General features: G+C 64.6%; 14 protein-coding genes, 1 tRNA gene and 1 pseudogene. 12 read left to right on the top strand and 4 right to left on the bottom strand.

What is annotated here, in order from left to right:
- Positions 1–24: 24 nt before the first annotated feature.
- The 3 genes from purC to purT form a co-directional block, all read right to left on the bottom strand.
- On the bottom strand, positions 25–774 hold the full coding sequence (purC, locus tag KIH79_RS00920; protein ID WP_033492923.1) for a phosphoribosylaminoimidazolesuccinocarboxamide synthase: 750 nt from the start codon (positions 772–774) through the stop codon (positions 25–27).
- A gap of 166 nt (positions 775–940) precedes the next feature.
- Positions 941–1405, bottom strand: coding sequence for a hypothetical protein (locus KIH79_RS00915; RefSeq protein ID WP_219057775.1), 465 nt, complete (start codon positions 1403–1405; stop codon positions 941–943).
- A 188-nt stretch (positions 1406–1593) separates the two neighbouring features.
- Complete coding sequence (gene purT / locus KIH79_RS00910) at positions 1594–2907, bottom strand: formate-dependent phosphoribosylglycinamide formyltransferase (protein ID WP_219057663.1); 1314 nt, start codon at positions 2905–2907, stop codon at positions 1594–1596.
- A 91-nt stretch (positions 2908–2998) separates the two neighbouring features.
- On the opposite strand from purT, the gene KIH79_RS00905 reads away from it, so the two are divergent.
- Positions 2999–4192: a glycosyltransferase gene (locus KIH79_RS00905; RefSeq protein ID WP_219057662.1), complete on the top strand. Its 1194-nt coding sequence runs from the start codon at positions 2999–3001 to the stop codon at positions 4190–4192.
- A 53-nt stretch (positions 4193–4245) separates the two neighbouring features.
- Here KIH79_RS00905 and KIH79_RS00900 read toward each other — a convergent pair whose 3' ends face one another.
- The gene (locus tag KIH79_RS00900; RefSeq protein ID WP_219057661.1) at positions 4246–5283 is read right to left on the bottom strand and encodes a threonine aldolase family protein; all 1038 of its coding nucleotides are present in this window, start codon (positions 5281–5283) and stop codon (positions 4246–4248) included.
- Positions 5284–6057: 774 nt separating this feature from the next.
- Here KIH79_RS00900 and KIH79_RS00895 point away from each other — a divergent pair.
- From KIH79_RS00895 to gmk, 11 genes and pseudogenes are all read left to right on the top strand, one after another.
- Positions 6058–6130 (top strand) — tRNA-His (locus tag KIH79_RS00895).
- Positions 6131–6558: 428 nt separating this feature from the next.
- Entirely contained in the window at positions 6559–6930 is a 372-nt protein-coding gene (gene rpsL, locus KIH79_RS00890) for a 30S ribosomal protein S12 (protein WP_003825774.1), read from the top strand.
- Positions 6931–6935: 5 nt separating this feature from the next.
- Positions 6936–7406, top strand: coding sequence for a 30S ribosomal protein S7 (gene rpsG, locus KIH79_RS00885; RefSeq protein WP_033492908.1), 471 nt, complete (start codon positions 6936–6938; stop codon positions 7404–7406).
- 30 nt (positions 7407–7436) lie between these two features.
- Positions 7437–9566, top strand: a complete 2130-nt coding sequence (gene fusA, locus KIH79_RS00880) for an elongation factor G (RefSeq protein ID WP_219057660.1) — start codon at positions 7437–7439, stop codon at positions 9564–9566.
- Between the two features lie 174 nt (positions 9567–9740).
- Entirely contained in the window at positions 9741–10940 is a 1200-nt protein-coding gene (gene tuf, locus KIH79_RS00875; protein WP_214375136.1) for an elongation factor Tu, read from the top strand.
- A 196-nt stretch (positions 10941–11136) separates the two neighbouring features.
- Complete coding sequence (gene efp, locus KIH79_RS00870) at positions 11137–11703, top strand: elongation factor P (protein WP_219057659.1); 567 nt, start codon at positions 11137–11139, stop codon at positions 11701–11703.
- Positions 11704–11748: 45 nt separating this feature from the next.
- Complete coding sequence (gene nusB / locus KIH79_RS00865; RefSeq protein WP_219057658.1) at positions 11749–12294, top strand: transcription antitermination factor NusB; 546 nt, start codon at positions 11749–11751, stop codon at positions 12292–12294.
- Positions 12295–12387: 93 nt separating this feature from the next.
- Positions 12388–13617, top strand: a complete 1230-nt coding sequence (gene carA, locus KIH79_RS00860; protein WP_219057657.1) for a glutamine-hydrolyzing carbamoyl-phosphate synthase small subunit — start codon at positions 12388–12390, stop codon at positions 13615–13617.
- On the top strand, positions 13610–16996 hold the full coding sequence (gene carB, locus KIH79_RS00855; protein WP_219057656.1) for a carbamoyl-phosphate synthase large subunit: 3387 nt from the start codon (positions 13610–13612) through the stop codon (positions 16994–16996). Before carA ends, carB begins: the two co-directional genes overlap by 8 nt.
- Positions 16993–17907, top strand: a pseudogene (gene pyrF, locus KIH79_RS00850) (orotidine-5'-phosphate decarboxylase); the annotation flags it as partial. The gene carB and the pseudogene pyrF, both read left to right, overlap by 4 nt.
- A 420-nt stretch (positions 17908–18327) precedes the next feature.
- Positions 18328–18924 (top strand): guanylate kinase, encoded by a 597-nt coding sequence (gmk, locus tag KIH79_RS00845; protein ID WP_219057759.1) that lies wholly within the window; start codon positions 18328–18330, stop codon positions 18922–18924.
- Positions 18925–19057 lie beyond the last annotated feature (133 nt).

Here is a 19057-nt window from a genome sequence, read left to right as displayed (position 1 = left end):
TCAGGGGGAGCCTAGAAGCGAAGATCAGGCGACTTCGATGCCCTCGGACTTGGCCAGTTCGGCCAGACGGCCCTCGATCTCCTCGTAGGCCGGGATGATCGAACCAAGACCGCGGCGGAACAGATCCTTGTCGAGATGCTCGACCTTGCCGGAGTGGTCGCGCTGATCCCACAGGCGGCAGGAATCCGGCGTGATCTCGTCGGCCAGCAGCAGCGTGCCGTCCGAGGCGCGTCCCATCTCGATCTTGAAGTCGACGAGCTTGACGTCGATCTTCGCGAAGATGTCGATGAGCGCCTCGTTGATGCGGCGGGCCAGCGGGGCGATCTCGGCGAGATCCTCGCGCGTGCACACGCCGAGCGCCACGAGGTCGTCGTCGTTCACGAACGGGTCATGCAGGTCGTCGTTCTTGAGGAAGTACTCGAGCACCGGCTCCTTGAGCGGCAGGCCCTCCTCGACGCCGAGGCGCGAGCAGAAGTGGCCGGCGGCGGTGTTGCGCAGTACGATCTCGAGCGGGAACATGTCCATCTTGCGCACCAGCTGGGCGGTGTCGTTCACGCGCTTGACGAGGTGGCTGTCGATGCCGCGGGCCTTGAGCAGGTCGAAGATGATGGTGGTGATGAGGTTGTTCAGACGGCCCTTGCCGGTGAAGTCCTCCTTCTTCTCGCCGTCGCCGGCCGTCGCGGTGTTCTTGTACTCGACCCACAGGATCTCCGGGTCGTCGGTTGCGTACAGCTGCTTGGCCTTGCCCTCGTAGAGCTTTTCCAGTTTCTCCATGATTGCCTTTCAAATCAGCGGAATTTCTGGGTGAACTAACGGTAAAAGGGTACCAATAAAGGGCTACAAGCGGCCTGTTTCGGAGTGGCACGACGCCGCCCCGACCGCGCACCTGATTGTTGCCATTGCGGGTGGGCGCAACGATTTGCGGCCAGTCATCGCACGGTCATCGCACGCTCAGCGCATCGTACGTCCGCTGATCGAACGGCCATACGCTTTCCGGCTGCCGCAGCGTGCTCCCGTTGGCAAGGATGATCACCTCGTCGCCGGTACGGTAGCCGTCCGGCATGAACGAGGCGACCGAATTGCACTCGAAATCGAGCTTCACGTCGTCGCCGGCCCGATATGCGCCGGCCTTCACGTCCAGCAGGTGCGCCGTAAACGTGACGGTTTTGCCGTTGATCGACAGCGTCGGTTCGCCGAGCGTCGCCTTGGCGACGAGATCGGGATCGGCGTCGTCGATATACGCCTGCGCGGAATCGTACGACTTTGCATAGCTGATCGCGCAGTTCGCCGCGACGTCGCCGCCGGTCGCGACGGGCCGATCCTGTCCGAGCGCGACGATCACGCATGCCAGCACGGCGACGATCGCAACTCCGATGATCACGATGATGCGTCGTTTCGCGGTCATGATCGGCCTCCTTGCTCAACGGGCCCGCCGTGGCAGGCGTTGTCTGCAATCATTGTCCCGCTTATCAACGAAACGGGGTTGCGCATGTCATGCCTTCCATGACATGCGCAACCCCGTCGCAGCACAACAGTGGAATGCCCGGCGCCCGTATGCCGACGGACATCCATCAGCCGCGCGCCGGCAACGCGCTACCGCACGGTGATGTCGAGCGCATCGGCCACGCGGGCCGCCTTGGCTCGCGCGTCGTCCGCGGACGAGCCGATCGCCAGCGCGACCGCCATGCGGCGGTGACCGTGCACCTCGGGCTTGGCGAAAATGCGCAGATCGGTGTCCGGCTCGGCCAGCGCGGCCGGCACGTTCCCGAATTCCGCCTCGCCGTCGCCCGCCACGACGATCGCATGGCTCGCCGCCACGGCACTGGTCGGCATCGCCAGCGCCACATGGCCCTCCGTCACCGGCAGACCAAGAATCGCGCGCGCATGCAGCGCGAACTCGCTCAGCCGCTGCGCGATCATCGTCACCATGCCGGTGTCGTGCGGGCGCGGCGACACCTCGTTGAACAGCACCGAGCCGTCCGTTAGCACGAACAACTCCACGCCGAACACGCCCCAGCCATGCTCGCCGGTCGCCGCGGCCTTCGCCACCAGTCCCTCGACCGCGCGGCGCGCGATCGACTGCGCTGTCTCCAACACGCCGTCGTCCGTCGCCGCCGGCTGCCACGACTCGCGATAGTCTCCCGACTCCTGGCGCTGGCCGATCGGCGCGCAGGTCACGATGCCGGCCGACGACGACACCGTCAGCACCGTCAGCTCGTAGTCGAGCGGGGCAAGCGCCTCCACGATCACGCGCGACACGTCGCCCTCTCCGGACGCGCGGCGGCCCTCCTGCGCCTCCGTCCACGCGGCGTCGATCGCATCCGCCGAACGCACGACCGACTGGCCGTGACCGGACGAACTCATGATCGGCTTGACCACGCACGGATAACCGACCTCGGCGGCTCCCGCACGCAACTCCTCAAGCGACCCCGCAAAACGATACGGCGTCGTCGGCAGCCCCAATTCCTCGTGCGCGATCACGCGCAGACGCTCGCGATCCATGCAGATCGCCGCGATCTCGGCGCTCGGCACCACCTGAATGCCTCGCGCGGCGGCCGCGGCCAGCTCGCCCGTGGCGATCGCCTCGACTTCGGGCACGATGATGTCCGGCCTGACCTCGTCGAACAGTGCGCGCAGCTGCTCCGCGTTCGCCATGTCGAGCACGCGGCATTCGTGCGCCACCTGCTGCGCGGGAGCACCGGCGTACGAATCGGCCGCGCACACCCACGCGCCGAGACGCATCAGCTCGATCGTGACCTCCTTGCCGAGCTCGCCCGCGCCGAGGAACAGCACGCGTGTCGGATGCTTGCCCAGCGGCGTGCCGAGCGTGCGGCCGGCTGCGTCGGCAGCGGCGGGGGAGGCGGGGGAGGCGGAATCGGAAACCGGGGAAACGTTCATATCACTCATGCCCCTCATTGTGCCATGTGCCGCCGTCTGCCGGGGAGACCGCGGCGTAATGAAGAACGGCATCGGCCGTTGGCGGCGATAGGATGGAGCAATGCTCGAACACCAGGGAGACGGCGCCGCCGCCGAAGAGAAGGAACCGCAGCTCGACCGGCCGCTGACCATCGCGCTCGTCATGGACACGATCGGCAACAAGGGCAACGGCACGTCCAACTCGGCGCTCCAATACGCGCACGAACTCGAACGTCAGGGCCATCACGTGCGGCTCGTCGGCATCGGCGCGCCCGAATATCCGGCGCGCGTCAGCCGCGTGCCGCTCGTCTCGTGGGTGGCAGCCAAACAGCAGATGCAGTTCGCCGAGCCGAGCGAAACCCTGTTCCGCACCGCCTTCCGCGGCGTGGACGTCGTCCATATCTACCTGCCGTTCCGATTCGGCCGCCATGCCGCACGCGCCGCACGCGCGATGGGCATCCCCGTCACCGCCGGATTCCACCTGCAGCCGGAGAACGTCACCTATTCGGCCGGCCCGCTCAAATACGTGCCCGGCATCTCCGGTTTCCTGTACTGGCTGTTCAAAACGTGGCTGTACGGCGGCATCGGCCATATCCACACGCCCACCGAAATGATCGCCGGTCAGCTGCGCGCGCACGGGTACAAGGCCAAACTGCACGTGATCTCCAACGGCTACACGGCCCGGTTCACGCCGAAGATGCAGCGCAAACCCGGCGAGCCGGCGCCCGTGCCGTTCCGCATCGTCGCGTCCGGGCGGCTCACCCACGAGAAGGACCACATCACCCTGATCAAGGCGATCGCCCGCTGCCGCCACGCCAAGGACATCGAACTGACGATCTGCGGCACCGGCCCGCTGCAACGGTATCTGCGCCTGCGCGCGAAGATGCTGCTGAGCCGGCCCGCGTCGATCGGCTTTCACAAGAACGACGACATGCCGGCCCTGTTGCGCTCCTGCGACCTGTTCGTGCACCCCTCGATCGTGGACATCGAATCATTGAGCGTGATCGAAGGCATGGCCTCGGGCCTCGTGCCGGTGATCGCCTCGTCCGAGCTGAGCGCCGCCGGCCAGTTCGCGCTGCTCGACGAATCGCTGTTCCCGGTGCGCGACGCGGCCGCCCTCGCGCAGCGCATCGACTGGTGGATCGACCATCCGGACGAGCTGGCCGAGTGGGGCGTCCGATACGCCGCGCACGCCAAGGAGCACTATTCGGTCGAGGCGTCCGTCGCCAAGTTCGTGGACATGGAGCGCGAAGCTATCGCCGACGCCGGGCGCTGAGCCGTGATCGTGCTTCGCGTTTGACGCGCCCCCGGCGCCGGTGCCTGTTACGGCTACAGCAGTGCAAGCAGTTCGTCGACCTGCTCGTCGGTGGTGGACCAGCTCGTGCAGATGCGCATGACGGTATGCGATTCGTCGGCGCGCTCCATGAAGCCGAGGCGCACGTGCTCCTCGAGGCGCTCGCGCGTCGGCTCGTCGAGCGTGATGAAGATCTGGTTCGTGGGCGCCTCGAACGTGAGCGTGCAGCCCTTGTCCCGCAGCACGTCGCGGATGCGGTCGGCCGCCTCGTTCGCGTGGCGGGCGATGCGCAGGTACAGATTGTCGGTGAACAGCGTGTCGAACTGGAGACCGAGCAGCCAGCCCTTCGCCAGCAGTGCGCCGTGCTGCTTGATGAGCGTGAGGAAATGCCTCGGCGTGTCCGAATAGTCGCCGTGATGCGTGAACACGACCGCCTCACCGAACAGCGCGCCCACCTTGGTGCCGCCGATGTAGAACACGTCGGCGATGCGCGCGAGGTCCTCGAGCGTCACGTCGTTGCCGGTGGCGGTCAGCGCGTAGCCGAGGCGCGCGCCGTCCACGAACAGCGGCATGCGGTAGGCGTGGCAGACTTCGGCGATGGCCTCGAGCTCGGCCTTGGTGTACAGCGTGCCGTATTCGGTGGCCTGCGACACGTACACGCAGCCGGGGAAGACCATGTGCTCGTAGTTCGCGTCGGCGTAGAACGTGGCGCAGTATTCGTTGAGTTCCGTCGCGTCGATCTTGCCGTCGTGGTGGGGGAGCGCCAGCACCTTGTGGCCGCTGGCCTCGATCGCGCCGGCCTCGTGCACGTTGACGTGCCCGGTCGCGGCCGCGACGACGCCCGCATACGGCGGGGTGATCGCGTCGATGACGGTCTGGTTGGTCTGCGTGCCGCCGACCAGGAACCATACGTCGGCGTCCGGCGCGCCGCACGCTTCGCGGATCTTCGCCTTGGCGGACGCGCAGATGTCGTCCGAGCCGTAGCCGGGGAACGTGGTCGCGTTCGTTTCGGCGAGTCGGGTGAGGATTTCGGGGGTCGCCCCGCAGGAATAGTCGTTTTCGAAGGACAGCATGTCGGCTCCTTGGATTGTGCCGCGCCTGTCGCGTGGCGTTCGTTCGGACGGCGGGAGATGCCTGCATGACGGAAGGCATGCTCGCGTGACGAAGGCGAGTCTACCGCGCGATGTTGTCGCCCGTTGCACGTTTGCCGCCGCGATTGTTCGTTGCCGGCCGAGTGCGCAGTGCCGCGGGCCGTGCAGCGGTTGACGGGAGTCGGCTGTTGCCGCGGCTGCGTATTCGGACCAGAGTCTGAAACACCACACAAGTTCCTATAGCCCCGTATTCAAGGGGACGGACGGAACAAACGAGGGCCCGCACGGTTCGTCGTGCGGGCCCTCTGCTGAAAGGAGGTTCTCATGATACGTCTGTCTTGCTCGTACTGTTCGTCGCGCACCGCCCTGTGCGCGTCTGTATGTCTCCTTGTTGCCGCCGGATGAAGTTATATGGAGGCGTTGCGCATGGTTCTCACAACCGCGGCGCTTCGTTGCGGCCTGCCGGCTTCCCGACCGACCTACAACTCCGGCCTCCATGTAATAGTATACCCCGCTAAGTGATCAGACACGGTGGGTATGACGGCGTGTCAGCCCAATGTTTTCAAGTGTTTGCTTAAGGTTCACCAAGTGAACGAAATCGCACATGCAGGCTGTTTTGCATCTGGAAAACGCACATGATCGGACGCGTGGGTACGTAGTGGAACCGTCGCGACACGCCGAAGTGGCATATCTCAAAGGTTCGTGTATAGTATCCATCTGTTGCCTAGCGCACTGCTGGTGCGGGGGACAACGATGGTGGCTATAGCTCAGTTGGTAGAGCAGCTGATTGTGGTTCAGCAGGTCGCGCGTTCGAGCCGCGTTAGCCACCCCGCTAAAGCCCGGGACTTCGGTTCCGGGCTTTTCTGTTTCTTGGTCTGGAACGACTCTCGGCGGTCGTGCTTTGTTGCTCCGGGTCCGTTAGTGCTCGTGCCGCATAGGGTGGCGTAAGCCAATCGGGGTTATGGACCAGACGAGCGACGCATGATAACGGTGTCTGGCGTGTCGCATGTCGAGGGTTTCCGTATTATGGATATTCGTGTGTGCCAACGGCATGCCTTATGTGACAGGCGTGCGGGTTGGGATATCCCGTGAATCGAATGGATCGCGCGCAGTAATGCGGACTGTGAAAGAGGATCGGGCCATCGGGCCGGTGGACTGTGGCTATCTTTGACCGATCTGTCGATCAGTGGGCAAAGTGTGGGCGCAGTGCGGCGGTCCCACGGAAACAAGAGAAACCACTGAATCGGAGAATTCAAGTTGCCTACTATTGAACAGCTCGTCCGCAAGGGACGTTCGCCGAAGCCGAAGAAGTCGAAGACTTTGGCGCTCAAGGGCAGCCCGCTGCGTCGCGGCGTGTGCACCCGTGTCTACACCACCACCCCGAAGAAGCCGAACTCGGCTCTGCGTAAGGTCGCCCGTGTGCGCCTGTCCTCGGGCATCGAAGTCACCGCCTACATCCCGGGCGAGGGCCACAACCTGCAGGAGCACTCCATCGTGCTCGTGCGCGGCGGCCGTGTGAAGGATCTGCCGGGCGTGCGCTACCACATCGTGCGTGGCGCGCTCGATACCCAGGGTGTCAAGGACCGCAAGCAGGGTCGTTCCCTGTACGGAGCAAAGAAGGCGAAGTAAGAGATATGTCACGTAAAGGCCCCGCTAAGAAGCACACGCTGCTGCCCGATCCGATCTACGGCTCGACCGTCGTGGCTCAGCTCATCAACAAGATCCTGCTCGACGGCAAGAAGTCGATCGCCGAGGACATCGTGTACTCCGCGCTCGACATGGTCAAGGAAAAGACCGACCAGGAGCCGGTCGCTGTCCTGAAGCGCGCCCTCGACAACATCCGTCCGTCCCTCGAGGTCCGTTCCCGCCGCGTCGGCGGTGCGACCTACCAGGTCCCGGTCGAGGTCAAGCCGAACCGCGCCAACACGCTGTCCCTGCGCTGGCTGACCGACTTCTCCCGCGCCCGTCGCGAGAAGACCATGGCCGAGCGTCTCGCCAACGAGATCCTCGACGCCTCCAACGGCCTCGGTGCTTCTGTCAAGCGCCGCGAGGATACTCATAAGATGGCAGAGGCCAACAAGGCCTTCGCTCACTACCGCTGGTAATTTCCAAGAACGAGAGCTAAGGAATAGCAAATGGCACTTGACGTGCTTACGGATCTGCACATGATCCGCAACATCGGCATCATGGCCCACATCGATGCCGGTAAGACCACCACCACCGAGCGCATCCTCTTCTACACCGGCAAGAACTACAAGATCGGTGAGACCCACGATGGCGCCTCGACGATGGACTTCATGGCTCAGGAGCAGGAGCGCGGCATCACCATCCAGTCCGCCGCCACCACCTGCTTCTGGAACCGCCAGACGCACGACACCAAGGACAAGTTCCAGATCAACATCATCGATACCCCGGGCCACGTGGACTTCACGGCCGAGGTGGAGCGCTCCCTGCGCGTCCTCGATGGTGCCGTCGCCGTCTTCGACGGCAAGGAAGGCGTGGAGCCGCAGTCCGAGACCGTGTGGCGTCAGGCCGACAAGTACGGCGTTCCGCGTATCTGCTTCATCAACAAGATGGACAAGCTCGGCGCCGACTTCTACTTCTCCGTGCAGACCATCAAGGACAAGCTCGGCGCCAAGCCGCTCGTCGTCCAGCTGCCGATCGGCGCCGAGAACGACTTCGCCGGCGTCGTCGACCTGATCCGCATGAAGGCCTACGTGTGGAACGACGTTTCCACCGATCAGGGTGCCCACTACGACACCACTGACATCCCGGCCGACCTGCAGGACAAGGCCGAGGAGTACCGCGCCCAGCTGCTCGACGACGTGGCCGAGGCCAGCGACGAGCTGACCGAGAAGTACCTCGAGGCCGGCGAGCTGACCGAAGAGGAGATCCGCGCGGGCATCCGCCAGCTCACCATCGAGCGTCGCGCCTACCCGGTGCTCTGCGGTTCCGCGTTCAAGGACAAGGGCGTGCAGCCGATGCTCGACGCCGTTGTGGACTACCTGCCCTCCCCGGAGGACGTGCCGTCCATCAAGGGCTTCAAGCCGGGCGACGAGTCCGTCGAGATCGACCGCAAGCCGCTGGTCTCCGATCCGTTCGCGGCCCTCGTCTTCAAGATCTCCACGCACCCGTTCTACGGCAAGCTCGTGTTCGTGCGCGTCTACTCCGGCTCCGTCAAGCCGGGCGACAACGTGCTCGACTCCACCAAGGGCAAGAAGGAGCGCATCGGCAAGATCTTCCAGATGCACGCCGACAAGGAGAACCCGGTCGACGCCGCCGAAGCCGGCAACATCTACACGTTCGTCGGTCTGAAGAACGTGTCCACCGGTGACACCCTGTGCGCTGAGTCCGCCCCGATCTCCCTCGAGTCCATGACCTTCCCGGACCCGGTCATCCAGGTGGCCGTGGAGCCGAAGACCAAGGCCGACCAGGAGAAGATGGGCATCGCCCTCGCGAAGCTCTCCGACGAGGATCCGACCTTCCAGGTCACCACCGACGAGGAGTCCGGCCAGACCCTGATCGCCGGCATGGGCGAGCTCCAGCTCGACATCATCGTCGACCGTATGCGCCGCGAGTTCAAGGTCGAGTGCAACGTCGGCAAGCCGCAGGTCGCCTACCGCGAGACCATCCGCAAGGCCGTGATGAACGAAGTGTACACCCACAAGAAGCAGACCGGTGGTTCCGGCCAGTTCGCAAAGGTGTTCATGAACTTCGAGCCGCTCGACACCGAGGCCGGCGAGACGTTCGAGTTCGTCAACGAGGTCACCGGCGGCCACATCTCCGCCGAGTTCATCGGACCCATCGAGGCCGGTGTCAAGGAAGCTATGGAATCCGGCGTGCTTGCCGGCTTCCCGGTCGTGGGCGTCAAGGCCACCGTGTACGACGGCCAGATGCACCCGGTCGATTCCTCCGAAATGGCCTTCAAGATCGCCGGTTCCATGGCGTTCAAGGAAGCCGCTCCGAAGGCCAAGCCGGTCATCCTCGAGCCGATCATGGCCGTCGAGGTCCGTACTCCGGAGGAGTACATGGGCGACGTCATCGGCGATCTGAACCAGCGTCGTGGCAACATCCAGTCCATGACCGACGCCACCGGCGTCAAGGTCATCGACGCCAAGGTCCCGCTGTCCGAGATGTTCGGCTACATCGGCGACCTGCGTTCCAAGACCCAGGGCCGCGCCATGTTCACCATGCAGATGGACTCCTACGCCGAGGTCCCGAAGTCGGTCTCCGACGAGATCGTCAAGGCCCAGCGCGGCGAGTGACACGCGCTGCCATTGAGGCTCGCCAGTGTCTCCAGTCAGCGCTAATATCGTGTAGCGCTGACTGGGTTCTGGCTCCAAAGTGGCACATAACCCAGAAACCCAGTAAACTGTAGCGAGTGCCCGGGCCACAAGCCGGGGTTTTTACTACACGAGACGTCCAGGAGGACAAAAGTAATGGCAAAGGAAAAGTACGAGCGTACTAAGCCGCACGTTAACATCGGTACCATCGGCCACGTCGATCACGGCAAGACGACCCTGACCGCGGCCATCTCCAAGGTCCTGCACGAGGAGTACCCGGATCTCAACCCGGAGTACGACTTCAACCAGATCGACGCCGCTCCGGAAGAGCAGCAGCGTGGTATCACCATCAACATCGCCCACATCGAGTACCAGACCGCGAAGCGTCACTACGCTCACGTGGACTGCCCGGGCCACGCCGACTTCGTGAAGAACATGATCACCGGTGCCGCCCAGATGGATGGCGCCATCCTCGTTGTGGCCGCCACCGACGGCCCGATGGCCCAGACCCGCGAGCACGTGCTGCTCGCCCGCCAGGTGGGCGTCCCGAAGATCCTGGTTGCTCTGAACAAGTGCGACATGGTCGAGGACGAGGAGCTCATCGAGCTCGTTGAGGAAGAGGTCCGTGACCTCCTCGACGAGAACGGCTTCGATCGCGACTGCCCGGTCATCCGCGTGTCCGCCTACGGCGCTCTGCACGATGACGCTCCGGATCACGAGAAGTGGGTTGAGCAGATCAAGAAGCTCATGGACGCCGTCGACGAGTACATCCCGACCCCGGTCCACGACCTCGACAAGCCGTTCCTGATGCCGATCGAGGACGTCTTCACCATCTCCGGCCGTGGCACCGTCGTCACCGGTCGTGTTGAGCGTGGCCAGCTGGCCGTCAACACCCCGGTCGAGATCGTCGGCATCCGTCCGACCCAGACCACCACCGTCACCTCCATCGAGACGTTCCACAAGACCATGGACGCCTGCGAGGCTGGCGACAACACCGGTCTGCTGCTCCGCGGCATCAACCGTACCGATGTCGAGCGTGGCCAGGTTGTGGCCAAGCCGGGCTCCGTCACCCCGCACACCAAGTTCGAGGGCGAAGTCTACGTGCTGACCAAGGATGAGGGCGGCCGTCACTCGCCGTTCTTCTCCAACTACCGTCCGCAGTTCTACTTCCGCACCACCGACGTCACCGGCGTCATCGAGCTGCCGGAAGGCGTCGAGATGGTCCAGCCGGGCGATCACGCGACCTTCACCGTCGAGCTGATCCAGCCGATCGCTATGGAGGAGGGCCTGACCTTCGCCGTGCGTGAGGGTGGCCACACCGTCGGCTCGGGCCGTGTCACCAAGATCCTCGCCTGATTCCATCAGCGAGCGTCGTGACGCGCTCGAACTAGCGTTCTGAGAAACCCCCTGAATCCTCATGGATTCAGGGGGTTTCTCATATCGGGAGCGTCCCGAAACAGTCCGGGAAACGCCTGTATAGGCGGTATGACATAATAGCGAAGGCTATTTTTAAGCTTCACGCACATTCAATCAAACGAATAGGTGATCAATCGTGGCACAGACTACCAATGACATCAAGAACGGTTCCGTCCTGAACCTCGACGGCCAGCTGTGGACCGTCACCAAGTTCCAGCACGTCAAGCCGGGCAAGGGCCCCGCCTTCGTGCGCACCACCATCAAGAACGTCCTGTCCGGCAAGATCGTCGACAAGACCTTCAACGCGGGCATGAAGATGGAGTTCGAGACCGTCGACAACCGCAACCTGCAGTACTCCTACGAGGACGGCGAGAACTTCGTCTTCATGGACATGACCACCTACGACCAGATCTACATCCCGAAGTCGCTGGTCGGCGATCAGGCCAAGTACCTGCTCGAGGGCACCGACTGCGTGGTCTCCTTCCACGACGGCACCCCGCTGTCCGTTGAACTGCCGGCCTCCGTGATCCTGACCATCACCCACACCGAGCCGGGCCTGCAGGGCAACCGCTCCAACGCCGGCACCAAGCCGGCCACCGTGGAGACCGGCGCCGAGATCCAGGTCCCGCTGTTCATCAACGAGGGCGAGAAGGTCAAGGTCGACACCCGCGACGGCTCCTACCTCGGCCGCGAAAACAACTGATCCGCGGGCGCTAGATCCGCTGGGACCAAAGGAATAGAGAGCTTCATGGCACGTTCCACCGCCCGCAAGAGGGCTCTGAACACGTTGTACGAAGCGGATGAGAAGGGACAGGATATCCTGTCCCTTCTTGCTGAGCGCATCGCCGAGCCGGGCGCGCAGACCCCGCTTCCCGATTACGCCATCGACATCGTGCGCGGCGTCGCCGAGCACCGTCGTGACATCGACCGCACGCTGAACGACCATTCCACCGGTTGGAAGGTCTGGCGCATGCCGGTCGTCGACCGCAACATTCTGCGCATCGCCGTGTGGGAGATCCTGTTCAACGACGAAGTGCCGAACAAGGTCGCCATCGACGAGGCCCTGAGCCTCGCGAAGACCCTGTGCGACGACGATTCCCCGGCATTCATCCACGGCCTGCTGAGCGCCGTGTGCAACGACATCGAACGTCCCGTCGACGACGGTCCGTCGCAGCCCGCGCAGACCGACGGCTCCGACGACGCCGACCAGTCCGGCGAACAGCCGTCCGAGCAGGACGGGCAGTCCGAACAGACCGGCGAAACGTCCGCCGCAGCGACCGGCGAGTCCGAATAAACAGCACATTTCCAGCGGTTTCGTTCGGGTTCGCCAGTCCCCGCCGGCCGCTATCGTGAGTGACGAATATCCCGAGTAATTAAGGGGGTTTTGGTGAACCAGATTGATTCCGAAGCCGTGAGTTTTTCCCCTGATGAAGCCGTTCTTGTTCTTGAGGACGGGCAAGTGTATGTGGGAGACCCCTACGGCGCCATCGGCAAGACCAGCGGCGAAATCGTGTTCGCAACCGGCATGACCGGCTACCAGGAGACGCTGACTGATCCGAGCTACGATCGGCAGATCGTGGTGCAGACGTTCCCGCACATCGGGGACACCGGAATCAATCAGGAGGATCCCGAATCGTCGCGCATCTGGGTCGCCGGCTACATCGTGCGCGATCCCAGCCCGACCGTGAGCAACTGGCGCGCCACCGGCTCGCTCGACGACGATCTCAAGCGCGAGGGCATCGTCGGCCTGTGCCATATCGACACGCGCAAGCTGGTGCGTCACCTGCGCACCGCCGGCGTGATGCGCGCGGCCATCTTCTCCGGCGACGCCCTGATCGACGAGGGCACCGGCACGCTGCGCTCCGTCGCGTCCATGCTGGCCGAGGTCAAGGCCACGCCGCAGATGAAGGGCCTGAGCCTCTACGACGAGGTCAGCACCAAGGAAACGTACACCATCGAGCCGTGCGGCGAGTTCGAGGGCAAGGAGCCGCTGTTCACCGTCGCCGCCGTCGACCTCGGCATCAAGGCCATGACGCCGCACCGCATGGCCGAGCGAGGCTGCCGCGTGCACGTCGTGCCGTCCACCATCACGTTCGAGGAGATCGAAGACCTCAACCCGGACGGCGTGTTCTTCTCCAACGGCCCGGGCGACCCGGAGCAGGCCGGCCCCGAGGTCGAGCTGCTGCGCAAGGTGCTCGACGCCGGCTACCCGTTCTTCGGCATCTGCTTCGGCAACCAGCTGCTCGGCCGTGCGCTCGGCTTCGGCACCTACAAGCTCAAGTTCGGTCACCGCGGCATCAACCAGCCGGTCAAGGACGTGACCACCGGCAAGGTCGAGGTCACCGCGCACAACCACGGCTTCGCCGTGGACGCGCCGATCGGCGACCCGGTCGACGCCCCGTACGAGCACGGCAAGTACGGCAAGGTGTTCGTCTCGCACATCGATCTCAACGACGACGTGGTCGAGGGACTGCAGTGCGTGGACATCCCCGCGTTCTCCGTCCAGTACCACCCGGAGGCGGCGGCCGGCCCGCATGACGCCGCATATCTGTTCGACCGTTTCGTCGACCTGATGAAGACGACGAAGACTGCCAAGGAGGAGAAGCGCAATGCCTAAGCGTACGGACATCAAGTCGGTCATGGTCATCGGCTCCGGCCCGATCGTGATCGGACAGGCCGCCGAGTTCGACTACTCCGGCACCCAGGCTTGCCGCGTGCTGCGCGAGGAAGGCATTCGCGTCATTCTGGTCAACTCCAACCCGGCCACCATCATGACTGACCCGGAGATGGCGGACGCCACCTACATCGAGCCGATCGCGACCCCGATCCTCGAGCAGATCATCGCCAAGGAACGCCCTGACGCGCTGCTGCCGACCCTGGGCGGCCAGACGGCCTTGAACGCCGCGATGGCGCTCGGCGAGGCAGGCGTGCTCAAGAAGTACAACGTCGAGCTGATCGGCGCCTCGCTCGAGGCCATTGACCGCGGCGAGGACCGCGAGCTGTTCAAGAAGGTCGTCGAGGAGGCCGGCGCCGAGTCGGCCCGCTCGCGCATCGCGCACACGCTCGTCGAATGCGACCGCATCGCCGACGAGCTCGGCTACCCGCTGGTCGTGCGCCCGAGCTTCACCATGGGCGGCCTTGGTTCCGGCATCGCGCACGACGAGGAGGAGCTGCACCGCATCGCCGGCGCCGGCATCCACTACTCGCCGACCGACGAGGTGCTCATCGAAGAGGGCATCGAGGGCTGGAAGGAATTCGAGCTCGAGCTCATGCGCGACCGCAACGACAACGTCGTGGTCGTCTGCCCGATCGAAAACGTCGATCCAGTCGGCGTGCACACCGGCGATTCGATCACCGTTGCCCCGTGCTTCACGCTTACCGACCGCGAGTACCAGAAGCTGCGCGACATCGGCATCGCGATCATCCGCGGCGTCGGCGTCGACACCGGCGGCTGCAACATCCAGTTCGCCATCCACCCGGACACGGGCCGCATCATCGTCATCGAAATGAACCCGCGCGTCTCCCGTTCGTCCGCCCTCGCGTCCAAGGCCACCGGCTTCCCGATCGCCAAGATCGCGACCAAGCTGGCCCTCGGCTACACGCTCGACGAGATCCGCAACGACATCACGCAGTCCACGCCGGCCTCCTTCGAGCCGACCATCGACTACGTCGTGACCAAGGTGCCGCGCTTCGCGTTCGAGAAGTTCCCGGGCGCCGACCCGACCCTGACCACCTCGATGAAGTCCGTCGGCGAGGCCATGGCCCTCGGCGGCAACTTCCAGGAATCGCTCGGCAAGGCCATGCGCTCGATCGACAAGCGCCACATGGGCTTCAGCTGGGATGGCGCCAAGCCGTCCGAGGCCGAGGTCGCCGAACTGCTCGAGGCCATCAAGGTGCCGACCGAGCATCGCTATCTGCAGATCCAGCGCGCCCTGTGGGGCGGCGCGACCGAGAAGCAGATCTTCGACGCGACCAAGATCGACCCGTGGTTCATCCGCCAGTTCGCGCTCATCAACGACACCGCGCTCGAGATCGCGGGCGCCGAGACGCTCACCAAGAAGCTGCTCAAGAAGGCGAAGCAGGCCGGCCTGTCCGATCTGCAGATCGCGCACCTGCGCCGTCTGGGCGACGAGGGCGAGAACACGATCCGCGAACTGCGCTGGACGTACGGTCTCAAGCCGGTCTACAAGACCGTCGACACCTGCGCCGCCGAGTTCGACGCGGTCACGCCGTACTACTACAGCTGCTACGCCGACGAGTCCGAGCTGCGCCCGCGCGAGCGCGAGGCCGTGATCATCCTCGGCTCTGGCCCGAACCGCATCGGCCAGGGTATCGAGTTCGACTACACCTGCGTGCATGCGGTGCAGGAGCTCGGCAAGGACTATGACACGATCATGGTCAACTGCAACCCGGAGACCGTGTCGACCGACTACGACATGTCCGACCGCCTCTACTTCGAGCCGCTCACCTTCGAGGACGTGCTCGAGATCTACGAGGCCGAGAAGAAGATGGGCCCGGTCAAGGGCGTCATCGTGCAGCTCGGCGGCCAGACGCCGCTGTCGCTCGCCGCGCGACTCAAGGCTGCAGGCGTGCCGATCCTCGGCACCACGCCGGAAAGCATCGATCTGGCCGAAAACCGCGAGCTGTTCGGCGAGGTGCTCAAGAAGGCGCACATGAACGCGCCGCGCTACGGCACCGCCCTCAGCCTCGAAGAGGCCCGCGAGGCCGCGCACAACATCGGCTACCCGGTGCTGGTGCGTCCGAGCTACGTGCTCGGCGGCCGCGGCATGGAAATCGTGTACGACGACGCGCAGCTCGTCAAGTACGTCAACCGCGCGCTCGACGAGGCCAAGGCCGACACCGTGGTGTCCGGCCGTCTGCCCTCCCCGCTGCTCATCGACAAGTTCCTGCAGGACGCCATCGAAATCGACGTCGACGCGCTGTTCGACGGCGAGGAGCTGTACATCGGCGGCATCATGGAGCATGTCGAGGAAGCCGGCGTCCACTCCGGCGACGCGGCTTGCACGCTGCCCCCGTCCACGCTGTCCGACGACCAGATCCGCCGTCTGCGCGAGGGCACGTACGCCATCGCTAAGGGCTGCGGCGTCAAGGGCCTGATCAACGTGCAGTACGCGTTCATGGCGAACACCCTGTACGTCATCGAAGCCAACCCGCGCGCCTCCCGCACCGTGCCGTTCGCCTCCAAGGCCACCGGCGTGGCGCTGGCGAAGGCCGCCGCGCGCATCATGGCCGGCGAAACCGTCGCCGACCAGCGCGCCAACGGCCTGCTGCTGCCCAAGGGCGACGGCGGCGTCATCCACCGCGGCCAGCAGGTAGCGGTCAAGGAGTCCGTGCTCCCGTTCAAGCGCTTCCGCACGCCGGTCGGCAAGACCGTCGACGTGCTGCTCGGACCCGAGATGCGTTCGACCGGCGAAGTCATGGGCTTCGACCGCGACTTCCCGCACGCGTTCGCCAAGAGCCAGCTCGCCGCGTACGAAGGCGGACTGCCGACCGGCGGCAACGTGTTCATCTCGGTCAACGACTCCGACAAGCGCCAGCTGCCGATGTTCGCCGTGCGTCTGGTCGAGCTCGGATTCAAGCTGTGGGCCACCGAAGGCACCGCCTCCGTGCTGCGCCGTTACGGCATCGAATCGAAGATCGTCGACAAGATCAGCACACGCATGGACTCCGATCCGGACGCGCCGGTCGTCGTCAAGCACGCGGAAGGCAGCATCGGCAAGAACGTCGTCGAACTCATCGAGGACGGCAACATCGACATGATCCTGAACACGCCGAACTCCCGCGGTTCGCGTTCCGACGGATACTCGATCCGCGCCGCCGCGATCGCGGCCGACATTCCGCAGTTCACGACGATGACCGAGTTTTCAGCTGTGCTCATGGCCATTGAAGCCGTCAAGAAGAACGACTATCAGATCATGAGCATTCAGGAACATTCGCAGCAGTTGTTCGAAATGGAAAGCCGGGATAACTCATGATCAACAGCCTCAGCAGTGAAGAGCAGCAAGCTCAGCGCTCGGACTTCGGTCTGCGCCTGAGCAATTCAATGGCCAAGTACGGCCCGTTGTGCGTAGGAATCGACCCGCATCGCAAGCTCCTCACTGACTGGGGCTACAACGTCGATGCGGAGGGCGCGGAGCTGTATGCCATGCGCATGCTGCAGGCCGCGTCCGGCCGCGCCGCCGCCGTCAAATTCCAGTCCTCGATGTTCGAGCGCTACGGATCCAAGGGATTCGCCGCGCTCGAGCGCGTGCTGTACGCGGCTCGCCAGATGGGCATCATCACCATCGTCGACTGCCTGCACGGCGGCCTGTCCACGACGATCTCCGCGATTTCGGACGCCTACTTCAAGCCGGGCGCCCCGCTGCTCGCCGACGCGATCACATTGCTGCCGTACTACGGCGCGCGTTCGCTCGGCGGCGTGATCAACGACGCGCTCAACAACGGCCGCGGCGTGTTCGTCGCCTCCCTCACCTCGAACGAGGAGGGCGCCAGCCTGCAGACCGCCATTCGCCAGAACGGCGACTACAAGGGCAAAACCGTGGCGTACGGCGTGGCCAGCACCGTGCAGAAGTTCAATGAGGGCATCGATGGCATGGGTTCCGTCGGCCTGATCATCGGCGCGACCATCGGCCAGTGGATCAACGACAGCGGCGTCGACCCCGCGCGGTTCACCGGCCCGATCCTGTCTCCCGGTTACGGCTGGCAGGGCGCCGAGGCCAAGGACCTGCGCACCGTGTTCAAGGGCACGCGCGGCAACGTGCTCGTCACCGTGTCGCGCTTCATCGCCTCGCACGGTCCGGACATCGCCGCCCTGTCGCAGGCCACGGAGGCGATTTCGCTTGACGTGCGTCAGGCGCTGCTCGAGGCGACCAAGGTCGCGGACGAGCGCCCGCACGACACGAACGCGCCGACCGTCGTGGACATGGGCTCTGCAGCCTCTACACAATCTGCCGCCGCGTCGATATCCGATAGCGCAGACGCGTCCGCTGCCGGAACGTTCGCACAGTCGGACCACGGCACGGTCGTTGCCGCCGCCGAACCGACCGACAATACCGCAGGCGATAGCACGACCGCCGATGGCGTGAAGCCCGTCCGCATTGCGACGGACGCGGCAAAGACGGCCGACGCGACCGAAACGTCCGATCATCCGGCCGATGACGGTGTTGCGAACGCCGCCGACGATGCCCGTGACGATGCCTCCGACTCCGTCGCCGCCGCGGCGACGGCTGCTCCCGCGGCAACGACAGTGCGGAAGCAAACCGTCGAAGTGTCCGACGAAAATGTTCAGGACGAACGCGAGGAACAGATGAAACAGGCCATGCACGGCGGCCGCTTGCTCGTGCTCACCGGTCCTGCCGGCGTCGGCAAGGGCACTGTGGAGAACGCGCTGCGCAAGAAGCACCCCGAAGTGTGGGTGTCCGTCTCCGCCACCACGCGCGATCCGCGTCCGGGCGAAGTCAACGGCCTCAACTACTGGTTCATGAGCGAAGACGAGTTCATCGCCAAGGAAGCGGCGGGGGAGTTCCTCGAAACCGCGGTCGTGCACGGCATGGCCCATTACGGCACACCGCTCAAGCCCGTCGAGGAGCATCTGGCCGAAGGCACGCCCACGATCCTCGAAATCGACTTGCAGGGCGCGCGCCGCGTCAAGGAAACCGCCAAGGACCTCGGTCTCGAAGTGCTGTCCGTCTTCATCGCGCCGCCGAGCTTCGACGAACTCGTCCGCCGCCTCGTCGGCCGCGGCACCGAAACCGAAGCCCAGCGCAAGCGCCGCCTCGAAACCGCCAAGGTCGAGCTCGCCGCCGAAAGCGAATTCGACGTGACCATCGTCAACGACAACGTCGACAAGGCGGCGGAGGAGTTGTGGGCGTTGATCGCAAAGGAATACGGCATCAGCGAATGATGGAGCGGGACTGTCCCATTAAGTGTGTAACTGGCGGTTTGGTTATTGGTTCTCGCTGGCGGGCCAGCGATCGGCGAAGGTGATGGCGAACGCGTTCAACGCGGGTTTCCACCGTGCCGTCCATCGTACCTGT

The organism is Bifidobacterium miconis, assembly GCF_019331735.1.
Taxonomy (GTDB): Bacteria; Actinomycetota; Actinomycetes; order Actinomycetales; family Bifidobacteriaceae; genus Bifidobacterium; species Bifidobacterium miconis.
This window is presented reverse-complemented; position numbering and strand designations above follow the sequence as displayed.